Genomic DNA, 19,851 nt, shown 5'->3' on the forward strand with positions numbered 1-19,851 from the left:
GCTCTCTCACGCAATTTCCACTCAATTGCTTTGCGTTTCGTCCATGCCCATAAGGCAAGAACTAAAGCAATTAGCTTGTTCTTAATTTTTTCCAGAAGTTTCATTTTGATCTTTGTTCGCTATGTCTTTTGGTTTAAAAGCAGGGCCCTCACGATTCCACCAGCCACCGCCCAGTGCTGCAAATAATGCTGCCGTATCTGAAAAACGAGTTGCTTGTGCAGAAACTGATTTCACTTTTGCTTGTTGATACTGATTTTGGTAGTAGAGCACCGCCAAATAACTAGCAGTACCCAACTTGTACTGCTGCTGTACTAAATCCAATGTTTCATAGGCATAACGCTCTGCATCTGATGCTGCCTTGAGTGCTTGAGCGCCGGTTTCTAAGGCACGCAAAGCATTAGCCACTTCCTGAAATGCATTTAAGACGGTTGCTTGATATTGGAAAGCAGCTTGCTCATAGTTAGCAATAGCGCCACGACGTTGCGCTAATAACTGACCGCCTTGGAAAAGTGGTTGCAATATGCCGCCGCCAAGAGTCCATAAAGCAGAGTTGGGCCCAAACAATCCATTCGAGGTTAATGCGGCAGCACCTATGGATCCAGTGATATTAAATTGCGGCAATAGGTTTGCAGTAGCAACACCCACAAAGGCATTCTGGGCCTTGAGTTGAGCCTCCGCAGCACGCACGTCAGGACGTTGACGTACCAGACTAGAAGGTACCGAGAGTGGTAACTTCTCAGGCAAATTTAAATTTGCTAAATCAAACTTGGCAATATTTGCATTGCTTGGAATTTCACCCACCAATACTGCCAACTGGTTACGTGCAAATGCTAAGTTTCTTTCATAGGTAAACAGATCTACTTGAGAACTAGAAACCAGTGTACGTTGCGATGTGACGTCTACTTTTGAAACTGTGCCAATAGCTAATTGTTTTTCAGTTACCTCGGCAAGATTGGTTTGCGCTTTCAGAATCTCCTCTGTAGCTTGCATCTGCGCACGCAATGCTGCCTCCCTTACCGCACTTGTTACTACGTTAGCAGTCAAAGAAAGGTAAGCGCCTTCCAACTGAAACTGTGCAACCTCTGCTTGCGCACGAGCACCTTCAACCGCTCTACGGGCTCCGCCAAATACATCTAGCTTATACGTAACGTTCACACTCGTGTTGTAAAGGTTGTAGGTGTCGGTGCCATAGTTCATGCCATAGACAGCCGATGGCTGCTTCTGTCTTAAAGCATTTGCGCCAACGCCAATTGCCGGAAAGTACTGCCCACCAATTTGTGCATTGACATTCTCTTGAGCTGCACGGAGTGCTGCATCAGCTGCACCCAAATTTGGATTTTGCTCAAGCGCTTTTTTAATCAGCGCATCAAGCTCGGGAGATTTATAGAGCTCCCACCACTGCGCTTCAATATCAGCGCCCTCAACAAACTCCTGGTCGCTGCCGCCAGGCACGCCAGGGGCAGGCGTGAGTTTTTTAGGGAGAACGGTTTCAGTATATGAAGAGGTCTTAGGCGCTTCTGGTTGTTTAAAGTCCGGACCAACAGCGCACGCAGAGAGAACCGCCACACAAATTAGTGGAATGAACTTCAACCTTGAGCTTGGGGGTATCAATGAAAACATGAGTTGCAATAAATATCCTCTTTTACAAGACTTATTTGAACACAAAAAAGTAATCAGGTCTCCGTAAAGCCCTGATTTATCTAATGAATTTTGTTCACAACTTTAGGTGAATGTCAAACCAATGAAAATTTATTCATCCGTAACGGATTGAAATCGAATGAAGTTCTAATTTGGGGCCGCTAAGCTTACCAAATTTAGGCTCGAGCCCTAACAACAATTAGTTACTAAATTTGTAGAGATCTATCTTATCTACCGGCTTATCAGATCCGCCGAAGTATTTATTTTGGAGATTTGAATACTCATCAGCCCACTTCTGTAGGCCCTCAATAAATTTCACCTTTTTAGGATCTTGCTTGTAATTTGTTTTGAACCATGGGGACATGGTTGAATTACCAACAGAAGGGTTTTCTAAACCATAGGCGCTTGGAAAATAAAAGAGATCAAAACGAAGTATGTTTCCCCGATGATCATACTCAGACGTTTGTACCCGAAGGGCATTTGAATCAAATTTAATTCCTTTGGAGTTATAAAACTCTCGGACCTTGTTTTGACCTGGAGTAGATGACTGAAGGTACCCCGTTGCCATAATGTTAGTGCAGCGCTGTTGCCATAGATCCGTGCCATATTGATTTGAGTAAATAAAATTATCATTTACATCATTGCAATAATTTGGGTCCCACCTGTAGGCATGTGACTCTAAATTGGTAGTAAAAAATATTGCGGCAACGAGTTGATTGCTTTTATTAACTTGTGCCAAAACCATTTCTCTCAGAGACACTGGTTGTATTCTGTTTCCTGCTAATGCATTGTTAACTGATGGCCTATCCCAGGCACTAACAACAATCCATTCTCCTGCAGGCAGCGGAATGGATCTCAATAAACCCTTTCCCGCGAGACCATCGATATGTACCTGATAGCTGCCACTGATAAGATCGCCTTGCTTTGGCAGATCATTGGATGCAAGACAAAAGTTGATATTGAAAAATATCAACATGAATAAGGTCGTTAATCTTTTTTTCATGTTTGAAAGTTACCTTTTTAGCCTTACTCTACGGTGACACTCTTAGCTAAATTTCTTGGCTTATCTACATCAGTACCGCGTGCGCAGGCTGTGTGATAAGCCAATAACTGGAGCGGAACAACGTGCAGAATTGGCGAAAGGTAGCCATAGTGCTCGGGTAGCTTGATTACATTGATGCCTTCACTGCTTGCGATATGAGTATCTTGATCAGCAAAGACATAAAGCTTGCCGCCGCGCGCTTTGACTTCCTGCATATTCGACTTTAGCTTTTCCAACAGAACATCGTTAGGCGCGACTGTAACTACTGGCATTTTGTCGGTAACCAATGCCAGCGGGCCGTGCTTTAGCTCACCAGCTGGATAGGCTTCGGCATGAATATAAGAAATCTCTTTGAGCTTTAATGCACCCTCAAGTGCAATCGGGTAATGCATTCCACGGCCAAGGAATAGAGCATTCTCACACTTAGCAAAAGCATCACTCCAGGCAATGATTTGCGGCTCAAGCGCAAGAACTGCATGGAGGGCTTTTGGTAAATGACGCAACTCGCGGAGTAATTCTTTTTCTTTTTCAGGGGAAATTCTGCCGGCACGTTTCGCTACTGAAACTGCTAAGAGATATAACGCCAAGAGCTGGGTAGTAAATGCTTTTGTTGAGGCAACGCCGATTTCAGCACCAGCCTTGGTCAAGAAATTCCACTCAGTTTCGCGAACCATTGCACTACTTGCCACATTACAAATTGCTAAGGTGTACTTATGGCCTAAGGTCTTCGCATGACGCAGAGCAGCTAAGGTATCAGCCGTTTCGCCAGATTGCGAAACAACAACAATCAAAGTTTTTGGATTAGGAACGGTAGTGCGATAGCGATATTCGCTTGCAATTTCAACTTGTGTCGGAATACCAGCAATATCCTCTAACCAATATTTGGCGACACAAGCAGAGTAGTAACTAGTGCCACAAGCCAAGATCAAAATTTGATCAAACGCTTTCCAGTCCTCAGGGTTTGCATTAAATAATCCCGGACCAAATTCAGCAATATTGGCAAGCGTATCGCCGATCGCGCGCGGCTGCTCAAAAATTTCTTTTTGCATGTAGTGCTGATACGGGCCCAAATCAACCGAGTCAGCTTGCGCTGGCATAGGCTTTAATTCTCTTTGGGCAGGCTTGCCCGCCTGATCAATCACCTCAACACTATCCGCCTTAAGGACCGCAACATCGCCCTCTTCTAAATACAGCATGGAATGAGCTCGTCCGGCCAAAGCCAGCGCATCAGATGCTAAAAAGTGTTCATGATCTCCGATGGCTACTACTAGAGGCGATCCAACGCGCGCACCTACCAGAGTGCTCGGATTATCTTGGGCAATAACACCAATAGCGTAAGCACCATGTAATTTTGGCAACACCGCTCTTACTGACTGTGCAATATCTTTTTGTCCGTTAGCAACATATTGCCGATGAACTAAATGGGCAATCACTTCTGTATCAGTTTCAGAAGTAAATACATACCCAGCAGCTTTTAATTCGGCACGAAGCACTTCGTAGTTTTCAATAATGCCGTTATGCACGACAGCAATTAAATCATTTGAAGTATGTGGATGCGCATTTTGCGTATCTGGTTTGCCGTGAGTCGCCCAGCGTGTATGTGCAATTCCCAGCGTGCCAATAAAATCCTTACCCTGCTCGGCCAGCTCAGAAACACGTGCCGTAGTGCGAGCGCGCTCAATGGGATATTTAGCATCATCACCATTGATGACTGCAAAACCGCAAGAGTCATAACCCCGGTACTCTAGACGGCGCAAACCCTCAACCAAAACATCAACGATATTTTTATGGGAGGCTGCTCCAACAATACCGCACATTATTTTTTACCTTTTACAGTTTTCTTAACTACTTTTTTAACCGCTTTCTTCGTAGTTTTCTTCGCTGATTTTTTTGTTACTGCTTTTTTTGCGGGCGGCTTTTTAATGGCATTCTTTTTTTCTTGCTTTACAGGGCGCTGCCACTGCAATGAAATTTGCTTTGCTCTCGATACGGTCAACTGATTGGCTGGCGCATCTTTTGTGAGTGTTGTGCCTGCGCCCAATGTCGCACCGCGACCCACGCGCACCGGAGCAACCAGCTGTGTATCCGAGCCAATAAAAACATCGTCTTCAATAATGGTTTGGTGTTTATTAACGCCATCGTAGTTACAAGTAATAGTACCGGCACCAATATTGACTCTGGAGCCAACAATCGAATCGCCAACATAAGCCAAATGATTGGCTTTGCTGTTAGCGGCAATTTTGCTGTTCTTTACTTCAACAAAGTTGCCAATGTGAACATCATTCGATAAATCCGCACCAGGACGCAATCGAGCATAAGGACCAATTAAAGATTGATTGCCTACTTTTGCACCATCCACATGACTGTATGCATGAATAACTACAGCATTACCGATGACGCTGTTACGAATCACACAGTAAGGACCGATCTTTGTACCGGCACCTAAAGTGACGCAGCCTTCAAACACACATCCAACGTCAATTGATACGTCTGTACCGCACTCCAAAGTACCGCGTACATCAATGCGCGCCGGATCAGAAAGAGATACGCCTGCATCCATTAATTGATTGGCAATATTGAGCTGGTGTACACGCTCCAACGCAGCAAGCTGATTACGACTATTCACGCCAATAGTTTCAAATTCATCATCGGCCTGAGAGGTGCGAATTGGCACACCATCTTTGACTGCCATGGCAATCACATCAGTTAAGTAATACTCACCTTGGGCATTGCTTGCACGTAAAGCCTTTAGCCATTTCTTTAATGAGTTCGTTGGCAGCACCATGATGCCGGTATTGATTTCATGAATCTGTTTTTGCGCTTGAGTTGCGTCCTTCTCTTCAACAATCTCTTTTACTGAACCATCAGCATTGCGCACGATGCGACCGTATCCGGTTGGATTGCTTAGGTTCTGTGTCAGCAAAGCCAATGCGCAATCTTGCCCTCTTACACCATCCGCTAATTTTGCTAATTTGGCGAGCGTCTTTTTTGTTGTCAGCGGAACATCGCCATACAAAACCAGCGTAGGCTCTTGTACATCCAACTTAGGCAATGCTTGCAAGAGTGCGTGACCCGTACCTTTTTGCTCGGCTTGAAGCGCGGTCACTACTTTGCTATAGCCTGAGTTATCTTTGCTTGCAATTACTAAGAATGTCTTAACGTCTACTGCGCCATGACCCACCACAACAACAGGGCCAGTTTTTGCTTTCTTATCCTGTAAAGAGAGTGCAGTATCGAGAACATGCTGAAGCAGGGGTTTGCCTGCTAGATTTTGCAGGACCTTGGGCAGGGCGGATTTCATCCGCTTTCCTTGCCCAGCAGCCAATATGACGATATTCATAAAGGGGGATTATAAGTCCCCTGAATCATGGTTCCACAGGCTAATTCGTCTAATTCAGCCTCATCAATTGCCTTGTCACCTGCAGATCTAGCAGCAATTCCGGAGAGTTCGGTAGAAATCTCCAGGTTTTTGAAATCAAAGGCCTCTCCATCCATCAAATGGGACGGAACGATATGGTGCATAGAGCGAAATAAGTTCTCAACTCGACCTGGGTGCTTCTTTTCCCAGTCGCGCAGCATTTCTTTCATCACTTGACGCTGTAGATTGGGCTGACTGCCACACAAGTCGCATGGAATGATAGGGAAGTTCATATCGGCCGCATAGCGCTCAAGTAACTTTTCAGGAACATAAGCTAAGGGGCGAATCACAATATGCTTGCCATCATCAGATCTCAGTTTTGGCGGCATACCCTTAAGCTTGCCCGCATAAAACATATTGAGCATCAAGGTTTCCAGGATGTCGTCACGATGGTGTCCCAATGCAATCTTTGTTGCACCTAATTCATCTGCTACGCGATATAAAATGCCACGACGCAAACGTGAGCACAAGCCACAAGTAGTTTTACCTTCAGGAATAACGCGCTTCACAATGCTGTAAGTATCTTGCTCTTCTATGTGATATTGGACACCCAGGCTCTTTAAGTAATTAGGCAATATTTCCGCAGGAAAGTTTGGCTGCTTTTGATCCAAATTCACTGCGATGATTTCAAAATTGATAGGGGCCCGCTCACGCAACTTCATCAGGATATCGAGCATGGCATAACTATCCTTGCCACCAGATACACACACCATGACCTTGTCGCCATCTTCAATCATGCCAAAGTCACCAATAGCCTGACCAACCAAGCGACAGAGTTTTTTCTCTAACTTGTTTTCTTCGAAGACAACTTTACGAATATCGCCCATAAGAGTTTTTTAATTCTTTAAGAAGTCTTAATACGAAACACTTCAACACCCACTGAGTGGCAGTCTGGGTACACATCCGGCTTAGCCGTGCTCACTCGCGCAGCCAATACCTTAGGGTGCAACAACATCGCCGTCACAATGTCATCACAGAAAGTTTCCTGTAAATGGATGTGGCCCTTGGAGGCTCTAGCCTTAATAGTTTCACGCATGAAGTCGTAATCCACCACCTCATCCAATTGATCCTGAGTTGGCGTATTCATCGCCAAAGGAATATAGAGGTCTACATTTAAGATGACGCGCTGCTCTGCTTTTTTCTCAAAGTCATGAACGCCGATGTTGATATAGATTTCATAGTCGCGCAAAAATAAACGGCGACAGTCAACAAGGGCAGGATGAGAAAGAATAGCGTGCATGAATATTTACTTTTTAAAAAACTTAATTGGTTTTGAACATTACATCGCGAGTGGAGGGCAATAAGTGCTGTCCGCCATCCACATATAAAGTGGTTCCAGTAATGGCACCAGAATCCGCTAAAAATACCGCTGCTTTTGCAATGTCTGCAGGTGTTGAAGATTTACCTAGTGGCGTCATTTGATGCGCCTTAGAAAAACCATCGTGTGTTTGATCGCCTGATGGAAGAGAGATTCCTGGAGCCAATCCAACCACTCGTAAATGCGGCGCAAAATCCATCGCCAATAATTCAACAGAAGAAAGTAGTGCGGCTTTGGATAGCGTATAAGATAAATAATCTGGATTGAGATTAATGAGTTTTTGATCTAGTAATTGAATTGCAGATGGAATGACCTCTGATGTATTTGACTTGCTTTTTTGATATTCAAACATCAGTTGAGATAACAAAATTGGTGCCGTCAAGTTCACCTGCATATGCTCTTGCAAGATTTTTCCACTTAAAGGGGTATCTGAACTGGCGCGATCATATTCAAAAATAGAGGCACTATTGACTAAACAGCTCAAATGCGGAAAAGCATTGCTAACCGCTTTAAAAAGATTGTTGATTGCGGCTTCATCGGCCAAATCTGCTTCAAAAGCCTGAGCTTTAACTCCAAATCCCTGAATTTCCTGAACGGCTTGGGCGGCCTCATGGGCTGATCGCCCATAATGAACGGCAACATCCCAGCCCTGACGGGCAAACTGCAAGGCAATTTCTCGACCCAGACGCTTTGCAGCGCCAGTCACTAAAACTGCCTTTGGTTGCTGGGATGGGGGTGTTGAACTAGGGTTCAATTAAATTCTCTTAGACTAGCGAGCTATGGATATTACCTTGACCAGCCTTGAAACGGAGCATAGTGCGCTTCTGAAGGCCAAAATAGCCTCTCAGATCGCCTCAAAAGGCGGCTGGCTCCCCTTTTCTCGCTATATGGAGATGGCCTTATACGAGCCCGGAATGGGCTATTACAGCGCCGGGGCCCATAAGCTGGGTGCGGGTGGTGATTTCACCACCGCCCCTGAATTAAGCCCCTTATTTGGCGCCGCTATTTGCTCAACCCTCTTGCCAGTACTTGAGGGCATCAAAGACAAAGGCTTGCCTACGCAAATTTTAGAGTTTGGGGCAGGCACTGGAAAGCTGGCCGCATCCATCCTTACTCGTCTTAATGACCTTGGATTTCAATTAGACAGTTACGACATTATTGAAATTTCGCCAGATTTAGCGCAGCGTCAACAAGAAAATATTGATGCTACGGTTAAACAACTTTATTTGAGCACTCAATGCAATTGGCTTAGCGAGTTACCTAAAAATTTTAAAGGGATCATTCTTGCTAATGAAGTGATCGATGCCATTCCTTGTGATGCCATCATTTTTAAAGATGGCTTTTGGTATTGGTATGGGGTTGCTTTTGAGAATGAGACTCTCACTTGGAAAGTAGGCTCACCCGTTGAACAAAAGCTACTTCCCGAAAGTTTATTAAGCGGCAACTTCTCTGAGGGCTATGTCACCGAACTACACACACCGGCAAACGCTTGGATGCAACAAGTTGCCAAGCATCTAGAACTTGGTCTATTTCTGACATTTGATTATGGATTTCCGGAAAGCGAGTACTACCACCCTCAAAGACTTGAGGGCACACTGATGGCTCACCATCGCCATCATGCGATTCAAGATCCTTTTTATCTTCCTGGTCTTTGTGACTTAACAACGCACGTTGAGTGGTCGCAAATTGCACGTAGTGCATTGACAGAAAATGTAGATGATGTGTATCTCGCTAATCAGGCTGCATACCTGCTGGATGCAGGCATTGGTGATATCGCACTAGAGATTGGCGATCCTAGTGACCCAGAAACATTTCTTCCTATCTCGAACTCTCTACAAAAATTATTGTCTGAAGCGGAGATGGGCGAGCTCTTTAAGGCCTTTGCATTTTCTAAGAACTTAGAAAGCTTGCTGCCAGGCCATATCCTTGAAGATCTGCCAGGTCTACGCGGCAGAAATAGACTCTAGTATCTTGTTTAAGAATTTAGCGCTGCAGTAATTGCAGCCAATCTTGCGGACTCAAAAGTGCTACCAATACGCTCGCCATTAGAGCGATCCTCTACTGCAACGCTTGCAATAATTTCTGCCGCATTTATTGTCTGAGCATTACGCATTGCATTCATTAAGGGTAATGTGTTCATCCCCAGCTTGTCGGCAAGATTCAAAATCGCTTGAACGCGATCCGGCTTGCGCCAAAGATCTGCACGATTAAACCAAGCCAAAATATCCTTAGCTTGATAAGAATGATTGAGGTATGTATTTACTAAAACTCTCAAGTCACTAAAAATCTCGCTGAAATCACGCACTTCGATTGGCATGCGAACACAATCAGCCCAAGAGCGAATTTCCTTGGCACTCAAATCCATCAAAATAATTGCGCAACGCTCATCCAAGCTATTCCCGGCACATGAAAAATGTGTAATTAACTGTTCGCGAAAAGGCTCATCTGCCAACTTGGTGGTCAATGATGGAGGCAATATCACGCCGGCAGCGCCTGTATTTAATAAGACCTGAAACAAATGCATCGGCTTTGTGGCCACCAAACCTCTAGCCAACTCCTGCCAAATACGCTCGGCTGATAGAGCCTTTAACTCGCCAGACTGAACAATCGCCTTTAACGCTGATAGGGTTTCATCGGCTACGCTAAATTCTGGGAAACGTGCAGAAAATCGAGCGATGCGCAATAAGCGCAATGGGTCTTCTGCAAATGCATTAGACACATGCCGAAATATTTTGGCAGCTAAATCTTCTTGACCGTTATAAGGATCAATAATTGGTCCAAACTGTTTTCCATCTGCGCCCACTTCTTGCGCCATTGCATTAATTGTTAAATCACGACGCTCTAAATCCTGTTCCAAGGTAACGGAAGGATCGGCATAAAAATGAAACCCTTTATAGCCTTGGCCAGTCTTACGCTCAGTGCGAGCAAGTGCATATTCAGCCTGAGTCTCTGGATGTAAAAAGACCGGGAAATCTTTTCCTACAGGGCGGTAGCCCTTAGCAATCATCTCTTCTACGCTAGAACCCACAACGACATAATCAATATCGTGCACAGGCAAATCCATTAGGGTGTCCCTTATAGCTCCGCCTACTGCGTAGATTTTCATTACTGCATTCCCTCTAGACTACGGCGACTCATTTTGAATACCTCTGTCAGTGAATCGACACCGCCTGCAGGCAAAGTATTGGGTAATTGCATGGAGGCAATATTGTCACGAGACATTAACGTGGGCCCAGGCAAAAACTCAAATGCAAGCGCCTGCAAATAACCCACAAAAGCAGGGACCGGAATAATCGCACAGCTTGTCTTTGCCTTGCGAGCTGCAAATTCAACGATTTCTTTCATCGTATAAACCGTTGGGCCCACCAAGTCATAGGAATGATGAATTGTTTGCGGCATCGATAACGATTTCACAAAAGCAGATGCAACATCATCCACGCTCACCGGCTGAAACTGTGCCTGATGGTTGGCCAAAGGCATGGCAGGGAATAACTTGGTCAATTTGGAAAATAAATTAATGAATTGATCTTGCGCACCAAAGATGACAGATGGCCTAAAGATTGTCCAATCTAAACCGCTTGCCTTCACAGCGGCTTCTCCATCACCCTTGCTGCGCTGATACATAGAAGGTCCATGAGAATCCGCGCCCAACGCACTCATGTGCAAATAGCGTTTCAAGCCATGTAGCTGCATCGCCGTAATAATATTTTTTAGCAAATCTACATGCGCCACCTTAAATACTTTTCCATAAGGCTGAGCGGTCTTGTCATGCAAGACACCAACTAAATTGATCACCGCTCCATTTTTATCAATACGCTCACAAAGACTTTGTAGCTCATCAAACTCATGAACATCAGCCTCTTCTACATGCACCTTGGGCAGCAACCGTAATTCACGTGCGGCAGCCAAATGGCCTGTTGGAATCAATACAGAATAGCCCGCAAGTTGAAGTTGCGCAGCAATAACTCGCCCCACAAAACCATTTCCACCAATCAATAGAATGTCGTATTTCATGTGAGGCTTTCTTTACCTTTTGGGGTAATTCATTATTTTAAGGAAGCTCGGATTGCGTTGCAGCCTTCGGTGTAATCACACCTAGTCGTTGCTTTAAAGATTGTGTTTGGCCATTCATTACAGACGAATAGTAATTTGCATTGGAGAGTACGTTCTTTACATACACGCGTGTTTCCGTGAATGGAATGGTTTCTGCAAAGATAGCGCCTTCGGTAGGCCCAGACAACTTTTCACGCCAAGCTTTTGAACGAGAAGGTCCTGCGTTGTAGGCCGCTGAAGCCAAAACCCAAGAGCCGTCCAAGTCGATGAGAACCATATTTAAGTAATTGCTACCTAAAGTCAGGTTGGTATTGGTGTCGCTTAGCTTGTCATTGGTGTAATTCGTCATACCAATTTTTTTGGCAACATACTTAGCGGTATTTGGCATCACTTGCATCAAGCCGGACGCGCCCACTGAAGACGCGGCATTCATAATGAAGCGCGACTCCTGACGAATCAAACCATATGCCCAAGCAAGATTCAAATCGATTTGGCGTGCAATCGGAGATAGCTCTTCTTTAAATGGCGTTGGATAACGCAAGCTAAAGTCATGCTCTTGCTTTGTGCGATCAGCAGTATTCACTACACGATCATAGAGATTAATGCGCTTCGCATACTCAGCTGCAGCCAACAACTGCTTATCAGACATGTTACGTAATTCCCAGTTCCATTCGCGATTACCCTCAAAGCGCAAGTTCATTGCATATAAGCGCTCGCCACGAATAAATCCTTTACGGCTTGCCATCGCATCAATCTCTTGCTCAGTCACCTTAGTCTTAGCGGGGGCATGATTGGATTTCCCTAGCTCCTCACGTGCCAATTGACCATAAAAGTTGTATTGATCAGCAATTAACTCAAAACTATCTTTGGCTTTAGCGTCTTGACCTTCAGCTTTTAATGCTCGGCCATACCAATAAGTCCATGCGGGGTCTTTAGCACGCACAGCTGGATTCATGCCATCAATTGCGTTCTTCACCAGAGCCCAATCTTTAGCACGCAAACCAGCGCGTACTTTCCACTCTTGCGATTCAACAGAAAGGAGTTCGTTGTAACCAAGCTCCTGCTGTAAACGATAAGCATCATCCGCATTAGGATCTAACTTCTTCGCCAAGAATTGTCCGATCACACCCCATGCAACCGCTTGATTCTCTTTGCTATAGCGCGATGCATTTTGAGAAAAGTCACGATAGGCTTTGGCCGGATCGGCTTTAGCCGCTTTTACAATATCCGCGATTGGGTCTTCGCCACCAAGACGACGCGCCATAGTGTCATAACCTCTTTCGCTAGCAGCGCGCCCAATTGCTTTAGCTTCGCTTGGAGACATACCACCTGCAGCAACTAGTGATGGCACTAGCTCTTGGCAAGCCTGCCCAAAGTAACTTGGGTCCAATAAGACTGAGCGAGAATCGATTGCCAATTTAGTCGGGTTCTCACCCTGAGATAATTTAGATAACAAGGAGTAGCACTTCACTTGTGTATCGTCATCCAATACAAATTTGGCGTACTCTGCATCAAAGCGCGCCCAATCTTTTCGCTTACCCAAGACCAAGAGCCAATCGTTCCGCATGCGATCCGCCAGAGCTGTGCCTTGGTATTGATTTAAAAAAGCAACCACTTGAGCATCAGCGCTATAGTCATTTCGCGCTCCGCCCGCGCTATCAAATAATTGCGGCTTAATACGGAAATAAGCTACGTAATCATCAAATGGGTAGTTAACCAAATTCGAAGAGAGTTGTTGAGTCCGAAATACATCATTCTTTTTTGCGGCTTCACGCAAATCAATAAACATCCGATCGGTATCGGTAATTTCTGCGGGAGCAGCTTTGCTCTCATATGACTTAGGCAGGCTTGGCTTTTTGGTTTTTTCTGCAAAACTATTGGACATGCCAAACGCTAGGCCCAAGATCAGAATCTTAGCCATCAAAAGGTGCTTGCTGCTGAATATTGCGGACTTCATTCTCGCTATCTAACCCCATATCTATTTACCTGACTGTGGTCAGGCAACAACTTGATTACTATATCTTCTAATTTTCGCCTGATAATGGTCGATATGCACGGTAATTCAGCAAAAACTCTTCGTCAAAATTTACTGAAGCAGCGGACTATGTTTGCTGCCGAGCAAAATTACGCTCAAATTCAAGCTCAACTAATCGATTACTTAAATCAACTGCTATTGGAACAAGGCGATTCCTGGCAATCTATTGCTCTGTATTGGCCTATTCAGGATGAGATTGATTTACGCTCCACCTTACTAGCCTGGGTCAAAAATACCCCCAACAGGACTCTTTCACTGCCATTTGCTCGCCCCGATAAACATCTCGATTTTTATGAATGGCGTCAAGGGGATCAATTACTTCCAAGCAAACATGGCGTACCAGAGCCTAATCCAGAAAATTCTGCACGCCCGCAACTGACACCTGACTGCATCCTGATTCCCTGTGTTGGCTGGTCCAACTCAGTGGTTGACGGCAAAACTCATTACTGGCGCCTGGGTTATGGGGGTGGCTACTTTGATCGCACCCTAGCCCAGTTACGAAAAAATAACCCAAAACTCATTTGCATGGGGGTTGGGTTTGATTGGCAAAAATTAGATGATTCTCAATGGGCTGCTCAAACGCACGATGAGCCCTTAGATATGCTCCTGACGGAGTCTGGTGTACTTCGCTAGGTGCCGCCTTAACTTATTTTGTTAAATCTAGGTTATCAGCAATGGCTAAAACTGCATCTGCCTGATTGAGTGAGTAGAAATGAATTCCAGGTGCGCCTGCAGTTAATAACTGGTCGCATAAATCGGTTACCACCTCTTCACCAAATGCACGAATAGAGGCAATGTCATCGCCATAAGATTGAAGACGCAAACGAATCCAGCGCGGAATTTCAGCGCCGCATGCATCAGAGAATCTTAACAACTGACTGCTATTTGTGATCGGCATGATGCCGGCAATGATCGGCTGTGTCACACCAAGGTCATATGCCTCATCTACAAATCGGAAGTATGCGTCGCTGTTATAAAAATACTGAGTAACAGCAGAGTTCGCGCCTGCTTTCATTTTTTGCACAAAGAAATCTACATCATTTGCAGGTGATTTGGCTTGAGGATGCGTCTCTGGATATGCAGCGACATCAATATGAAACCAATCGCCTGTTTCTGCACGAATAAATTCCACCAATTCATTGGCATGATGAAACTCGCCATACTGACCCATGCCAGATGGCAAGTCACCGCGCAAAGCGACAATACGCTTCACACCTAAAGCTTGATATTGCTTAAGCATCTCACGCACGCTTTCACGTGAGCTGCCAACACAAGACAGGTGAGGAGCAACAGCTGCACCAGCAGCATGAATGTCACTCACCACCTTTAAAGTACCAGACTGAGTAGAACCGCCAGCACCAAAAGTCACGGAATAAAACGCAGGCTTGAGTGTTTTACTAAAACGCTCACGCACAAGATGTAACTTGCTCTCACCTTCAGGTGTTTTTGGAGGAAAGAATTCGACGCTTAATTCCATGATTTTGGGCCTAGGTATCTATTGAACAGTAATTGGATTAATAACGGTAGTGGTCAGCCTTATATGGGCCTTCCTTCGTTACGCCAATGTAGGAAGCTTGCTGATCTGACAACACGGTCAACTCTGCATTGAGAGTCTTGAGCTGTAAGCGTGCAACTTTCTCATCCAAATGCTTAGGCAATGTGTAAACACCGATTGGATATTTATCTGTCCCTACCGCATTCCACAATTCGATTTGGGCAATCACTTGGTTTGCAAATGAAGAGCTCATTACGTAGGAAGGATGTCCTGTACCGCAACCCAGGTTAACCAGGCGTCCTTTAGCCAAAATGATGATGCGCTTCTCAGGCTTACCATTAGCAGCTGGGAAAATTACATGGTCAACTTGTGGCTTAATCTCTTCCCACTTGTACTTTTCAATACCAGCAACATCGATCTCATTATCAAAGTGGCCGATATTACAAACGATGGCTTGATTCTTCATCTTAGCCATATGGTCATGCGTAATCACATGGTAGTTGCCTGTTGCAGAAACAAAGATATCTGCTTTATCAGCAGCGTAGTCCATAGTTACAACACGGTAACCTTCCATCGCAGCTTGCAATGCACAAATTGGGTCTACTTCTGTTACCCACACTTGAGCAGATAAAGCGCGCAATGCTTGTGCAGAGCCTTTACCCACGTCGCCGTAGCCGCAAACTACTGCAACCTTACCAGCAACCATCACGTCAGTAGCGCGCTTAATCGCATCAACCAAAGATTCGCGGCAACCGTAGAGATTGTCGAATTTGCTCTTAGTAACGGAATCGTTTACGTTAATTGCTGGGAACTTCAAATCACCCTTGGCAAACATTTGATACAAACGATGTACGCCTGTGGTGGTTTCTTCTGTAACGCCCTTTACCTTCTCCAAGCGTGTTGAGTACCAAGTAGGATCTTGCGCCAATTTCTTTTTAATGGCCGCAAACAAAATAGTTTCTTCTTCGCTAGTTGGGTGATTCAAGCATGCTTGATCATTTTCAGCGCGAGCACCAAGGTGCAATAGCAAAGTAGCGTCGCCACCGTCATCCAAAATCATGTTGGTGTAGCCGCCATCAGCCCACTCAAAAATACGATGGGTAAAGTCCCAGTACTGTTCGAGAGTTTCACCCTTGATAGCAAACACAGGAGTGCCGTTAGCAGCAATTGCTGCAGCAGCGTGATCTTGTGTAGAGAAAATATTACATGAAGCCCATTGCACTTCAGCGCCAAGCGCCTCCAGGGTTTCGATCAACACAGCTGTTTGAATGGTCATATGTAATGAACCAGTGATGCGTGCTCCGCGTAATGGCTGTTGTGCAGCAAACTCGTCGCGAATAGCGATCAAGCCAGGCATCTCAGTTTCAGCAATCGCGATTTCTTTGCGGCCAAAGTCAGCCAAAGTGATATCAGCAATTGCGCAACGAGTTGCAACAAAGTTATTTAAATCAGAAACGGTATTCATTAATGCTCCAGCTAAATACGATCCAATGCTGGAGTAGAAACTCGCTAGCCATTGAATCATGGGTTAGCGAGCGCGGTTGCAATTAGCAAACTCCGTTTAGGAATCCACTCCCTTCAAGCCTGGGGAAGTGCTGGGTCTCAGCATTCCTTGCAACGCTCCTTGAAGGTATGCCGTAATTGTAAACAATTACGGCATATTTCGCCTCAATACACCTACAAACTGCGTATTTCCTACTTACAGACCTGCTGCGGCACGTAATGCCGCTGCCTTGTCTGTTTGCTCCCAAGTAAATTCTGGCTCCTCACGACCAAAGTGGCCGTAAGCAGCAGTCTTCTTATAAATTGGGCGCAAGAGGTTGAGCATCTTCACGATACCCTTTGGACGCAAGTCAAAGTGCTCAGAAACCAATTGGGCAATCTTCTCATCGGAAATTTTGCCTGTACCAAAGGTACTCACCATCACTGAAGTTGGCTTAGCAACCCCAATCGCATAAGAAATCTGAATCAAGCACTTGCTTGCCAAACCAGCAGCAACCACGTTCTTTGCAACATAACGGCCAGCGTACGCAGCAGAGCGGTCAACTTTGGATGGATCTTTACCAGAGAAAGCGCCGCCGCCATGAGGAGCTGCACCACCATAGGTATCAACAATAATTTTGCGACCAGTTAAACCGCAATCGCCTTGTGGGCCACCAATAACAAAACGACCTGTTGGATTTACCAAGAAGTTAATCGCGCCTTTGATCAAATGCTTAGGCAATACTGGCTTGATGATTTCTTCAATAACTGCTTCACGCAATTTTTCGAGAGAAATATCTTCATCATGTTGAGTAGAGAGCACAACGGTATCGATAGAGTCTGGCTTACCGTCCACATAACGCAATGTCACTTGTGACTTAGCATCAGGGCGCAACCAATTTAAACGGCCATCACGACGCAATTGAGATTGACGCTCAACTAAGCGATGTGACAAATGAATTGGCAAAGGCATCAACTCTGCAGTCTCATCGCAAGCGTAACCAAACATTAAACCTTGGTCGCCAGCGCCTTGATCCAAGCCGTCATCATGAGCTTTATCAACGCCTTGAGCAATGTCAGGGCTTTGCTTGTCATAGGCAACTAATACCGCACAACCTTTGTAGTCGATACCGTAATCAGTATTGTCGTAACCAATTTCACGCAAAGTATTGCGAGCAACTTGGATGTAATCAACGTTTGCGTTAGTAGTGATTTCACCAGCCAAAACTACTAAGCCAGTGTTACATAATGTTTCTGCTGCAACACGTGCAGTTGGATCTTGGGCCAAAATGGCATCAAGAATCGAATCAGAAATTTGGTCTGCTACTTTATCGGGGTGACCTTCAGAAACAGATTCTGAGGTAAAGAAGTAATCGTTTGCCATTGCATATTCCTTAAGTTATTAACACGATCATTGGGACAACTCACGTGCCAGGAACCACAACGGCGACGCTTTAGCAGAATTTATGAATCGCTCTGCAAGTTGTCTTAACTCAGCGATGGTGGGATTCTATCCGAAAAGCTGCTAATTGAGCAAGGCAAGCTGAAATCCACACACGCAGAGCGGCATTGAATATCATTAGGGGGTGCGAAAACTCCTACTTAAGCTCTGCCTCAATACGATTGCCGTGCTTCCTCTTGTCCTGGTTCAGGTAATTGGGGCTTTTTTAGGCATGCTGGCTTATGTTGGATCCAAGCAATACCGGTCACTCTTTCGCCCTCAATACGAAACTGTAGTCCAAGCTCACAAATTGCCTTTAAAGCTCTGGGAGGCAATCAGAGCCTCTGGCATGCTGTTTTCAGACAGCCTGTGGATTTGGCGCAATCCACAAAAAGCATTGAAATTAGTTGAAGTGCAAAACTGGGATGTCGTAGAGGCGGCGATTGGCGAAGGACACGGCCTGGTCATGCTTACACCCCATCTAGGTGGCTTTGAAATTATTCCTCGCGTCTTGGCACAACATTTCCCTGCAACCATTCTGTATCGACCATCACGCCAAGAATGGCTCAATGAAGTGGTAGAAAAAGGTCGCGCCTATCCCAATATGCATTTTGTGCCGACCAACCTCAATGGCGTGCGCCAAATGACTCGAGCCCTCACGCGCGGGGAGGCTATCGGCATTCTTCCGGATCAAGTGCCTAGCGGCGGGGAAGGTGTATGGGTGCCATTTTTTGGACGCCCTGCTTATACAACGCCATTACCGGCTCGCCTTGCTAATCGCAACAACACACCAGTAGTGATGTTTACTGCAAAGCGTAAAGGTCTCGGTCAAGGCTGGTTAATGCAGGCAACTCGTCTAACACCCTTATCCGAAGATGCTCACTCTGCCGCCGCAGACCTTAATGTCGCAATTGAAAATGCAGTACTAGTCGCGCCAGAACAATTCATATGGTCGTACAACCGATATAAGCATCCCGCTGGTGCAGAATTGCCTCCAAGCAATTGAATTAATTCGTTATTATTTCTGGAATGACCTGGTTACAAAACCTTTTCAATTTCTTGGCGCTCAGTCTTCTGCGCCTCTTTGCTTTTTTGCCCTATACGATTACCGTTCATGTGGGCTATAGCCTAGGTTGGCTTGCAGCCCATATTCCGAATGAGCGCAGCAAGGTAGTCAAAACCAATTTACGTTTGTGCTTTCCGAATCTGAGCGAAGAAGAAATAGACAAGCTTGCAATTGAGCACTGGAAATTATTTGGTCGCAGTGTTTTAGAAAGAAGTCGCATTTGGCTTGGTAGCGGCAAACAAATTACCGATATCGTAAGCATTGAATCTGCCATCACCTTGGGTGATCGGAAGCCGCGCCTTCTTATTAACCCTCACTTTGTTGGTCTTGAAGGTGGCTTTATGGCGCTCTCAGTATTGGCAAATCAGCACGATTGGCCACGTGGCGCAGGCCTCTACCAAAACATGAAGAATCCTTTCTTCAATCAAAAAATGATTGAATGGAGAAATCGTTTTGGTGGCAAGTCTATTGAAAGACAAAGTCGCTTACGTGACCTCATCCGCGAAATACAAACGGGCAACTTTATTTTTATTGCCCCGGATATTGATTTGGGGCCGCGCGATTCGGTTTTTGTTCCATTCTTTGGCATCCAAACCAATACCATCACCTCCGTATCCCGCCTAGCAAGACTCAGTGGAGCTGAGGTCTGCCTCATGACAACTACGTTAAATGAAGATCGCAAAGGCTACACCTGCCACATCAGCGCACCCTTGCCTAACTTTCCAAGCGATGATGTTGAGAAAGATACTGCGCGCCTCAATCAATATATTGAAGAGCTTGTTCGCGAAAGACCAGCGGAGTACTATTGGGTACATAAACGCTTTAAACATCGGCCACCTGGCGAGCCGAGTCTTTACGATTAA

Annotated in this window: 17 protein-coding genes and 1 riboswitch; of the genes, 4 read left to right on the forward strand and 13 right to left on the reverse strand. The window is 45.3% G+C overall.

Going from position 1 to position 19,851, the window contains the following annotated elements; translation table 11 throughout:
• Positions 1-81: 81 nt before the first annotated feature.
• The 7 genes from ICN19_RS07875 to ICN19_RS07905 form a co-directional block, all read right to left on the reverse strand.
• Positions 82-1,620, reverse strand: a complete 1,539-nt coding sequence (locus ICN19_RS07875) for an efflux transporter outer membrane subunit (protein WP_216246939.1) — start codon at positions 1,618-1,620, stop codon at positions 82-84.
• 217 nt (positions 1,621-1,837) lie between these two features.
• The gene (locus ICN19_RS07880; protein ID WP_216246783.1) at positions 1,838-2,641 is read right to left on the reverse strand and encodes a hypothetical protein; all 804 of its coding nucleotides are present in this window, start codon (positions 2,639-2,641) and stop codon (positions 1,838-1,840) included.
• Positions 2,642-2,664: 23 nt separating this feature from the next.
• Positions 2,665-4,497, reverse strand: coding sequence for a glutamine--fructose-6-phosphate transaminase (isomerizing) (gene glmS, locus ICN19_RS07885; RefSeq protein ID WP_216246786.1), 1,833 nt, complete (start codon positions 4,495-4,497; stop codon positions 2,665-2,667).
• Positions 4,497-6,020: a bifunctional UDP-N-acetylglucosamine diphosphorylase/glucosamine-1-phosphate N-acetyltransferase GlmU gene (gene glmU, locus ICN19_RS07890; RefSeq protein ID WP_216246788.1), complete on the reverse strand. Its 1,524-nt coding sequence runs from the start codon at positions 6,018-6,020 to the stop codon at positions 4,497-4,499. Before glmU ends, glmS begins: the two co-directional genes overlap by 1 nt.
• Entirely contained in the window at positions 6,017-6,925 is a 909-nt protein-coding gene (gene ttcA / locus ICN19_RS07895; protein WP_216246790.1) for a tRNA 2-thiocytidine(32) synthetase TtcA, read from the reverse strand. The genes glmU and ttcA overlap by 4 nt, the downstream gene beginning before the upstream one ends.
• A gap of 17 nt (positions 6,926-6,942) precedes the next feature.
• The gene (locus ICN19_RS07900; protein ID WP_216246791.1) at positions 6,943-7,338 is read right to left on the reverse strand and encodes a dihydroneopterin aldolase; all 396 of its coding nucleotides are present in this window, start codon (positions 7,336-7,338) and stop codon (positions 6,943-6,945) included.
• Positions 7,339-7,360: 22 nt separating this feature from the next.
• Entirely contained in the window at positions 7,361-8,170 is an 810-nt protein-coding gene (locus ICN19_RS07905) for an SDR family oxidoreductase (protein WP_216246793.1), read from the reverse strand.
• A gap of 25 nt (positions 8,171-8,195) precedes the next feature.
• On the opposite strand from ICN19_RS07905, the gene ICN19_RS07910 reads away from it, so the two are divergent.
• Positions 8,196-9,383, forward strand: a complete 1,188-nt coding sequence (locus ICN19_RS07910; protein ID WP_216246794.1) for a class I SAM-dependent methyltransferase — start codon at positions 8,196-8,198, stop codon at positions 9,381-9,383.
• Between the two features lie 8 nt (positions 9,384-9,391).
• On the opposite strand, the gene ICN19_RS07915 is transcribed toward ICN19_RS07910, so the two are convergent.
• Genes ICN19_RS07915 through ICN19_RS07925 form a run of 3 tightly spaced genes read right to left on the reverse strand, consistent with a single transcriptional unit; the run spans position 9,392 to position 13,426 of the window.
• A complete protein-coding gene (locus ICN19_RS07915; protein ID WP_216246797.1) occupies positions 9,392-10,522 on the reverse strand; it encodes a polynucleotide adenylyltransferase in 1,131 nt (376 codons plus the stop codon).
• Positions 10,522-11,430, reverse strand: coding sequence for a complex I NDUFA9 subunit family protein (locus tag ICN19_RS07920; RefSeq protein ID WP_216246799.1), 909 nt, complete (start codon positions 11,428-11,430; stop codon positions 10,522-10,524). Before ICN19_RS07920 ends, ICN19_RS07915 begins: the two co-directional genes overlap by 1 nt.
• Positions 11,431-11,467: 37 nt before the next feature.
• Positions 11,468-13,426: a lytic transglycosylase domain-containing protein gene (locus ICN19_RS07925; protein WP_216246801.1), complete on the reverse strand. Its 1,959-nt coding sequence runs from the start codon at positions 13,424-13,426 to the stop codon at positions 11,468-11,470.
• Positions 13,427-13,519: 93 nt separating this feature from the next.
• Between ICN19_RS07925 and ICN19_RS07930 the strand changes: the two genes are divergently transcribed.
• Positions 13,520-14,137, forward strand: a complete 618-nt coding sequence (locus ICN19_RS07930; protein ID WP_255536970.1) for a 5-formyltetrahydrofolate cyclo-ligase — start codon at positions 13,520-13,522, stop codon at positions 14,135-14,137.
• Positions 14,138-14,150: 13 nt separating this feature from the next.
• On the opposite strand, the gene metF is transcribed toward ICN19_RS07930, so the two are convergent.
• From metF to metK, 3 genes are all read right to left on the reverse strand, one after another.
• A complete protein-coding gene (metF, locus tag ICN19_RS07935) occupies positions 14,151-14,981 on the reverse strand; it encodes a methylenetetrahydrofolate reductase [NAD(P)H] (protein WP_216246804.1) in 831 nt (276 codons plus the stop codon).
• 37 nt (positions 14,982-15,018) lie between these two features.
• Positions 15,019-16,464 carry an adenosylhomocysteinase gene (ahcY, locus tag ICN19_RS07940; RefSeq protein WP_216246941.1) on the reverse strand — a complete coding sequence of 482 codons (1,446 nt, stop codon included), beginning with the start codon at positions 16,462-16,464 and terminating at the stop codon, positions 15,019-15,021.
• Between the two features lie 61 nt (positions 16,465-16,525).
• A riboswitch (S-adenosyl-L-homocysteine riboswitch) is annotated at positions 16,526-16,631 on the reverse strand.
• 67 nt (positions 16,632-16,698) lie between these two features.
• Positions 16,699-17,865, reverse strand: a complete 1,167-nt coding sequence (gene metK, locus ICN19_RS07945; RefSeq protein ID WP_068319810.1) for a methionine adenosyltransferase — start codon at positions 17,863-17,865, stop codon at positions 16,699-16,701.
• Between the two features lie 202 nt (positions 17,866-18,067).
• On the opposite strand from metK, the gene ICN19_RS07950 reads away from it, so the two are divergent.
• The gene (locus ICN19_RS07950; RefSeq protein ID WP_216246806.1) at positions 18,068-18,928 is read left to right on the forward strand and encodes a lysophospholipid acyltransferase family protein; all 861 of its coding nucleotides are present in this window, start codon (positions 18,068-18,070) and stop codon (positions 18,926-18,928) included.
• A 23-nt stretch (positions 18,929-18,951) separates the two neighbouring features.
• Positions 18,952-19,851, forward strand: a complete 900-nt coding sequence (locus tag ICN19_RS07955; RefSeq protein ID WP_216246808.1) for a lipid A biosynthesis acyltransferase — start codon at positions 18,952-18,954, stop codon at positions 19,849-19,851.

The organism is Polynucleobacter sp. AP-Capit-er-40B-B4, assembly GCF_018882245.1.
GTDB lineage: Bacteria > Pseudomonadota > Gammaproteobacteria > Burkholderiales > Burkholderiaceae > Polynucleobacter.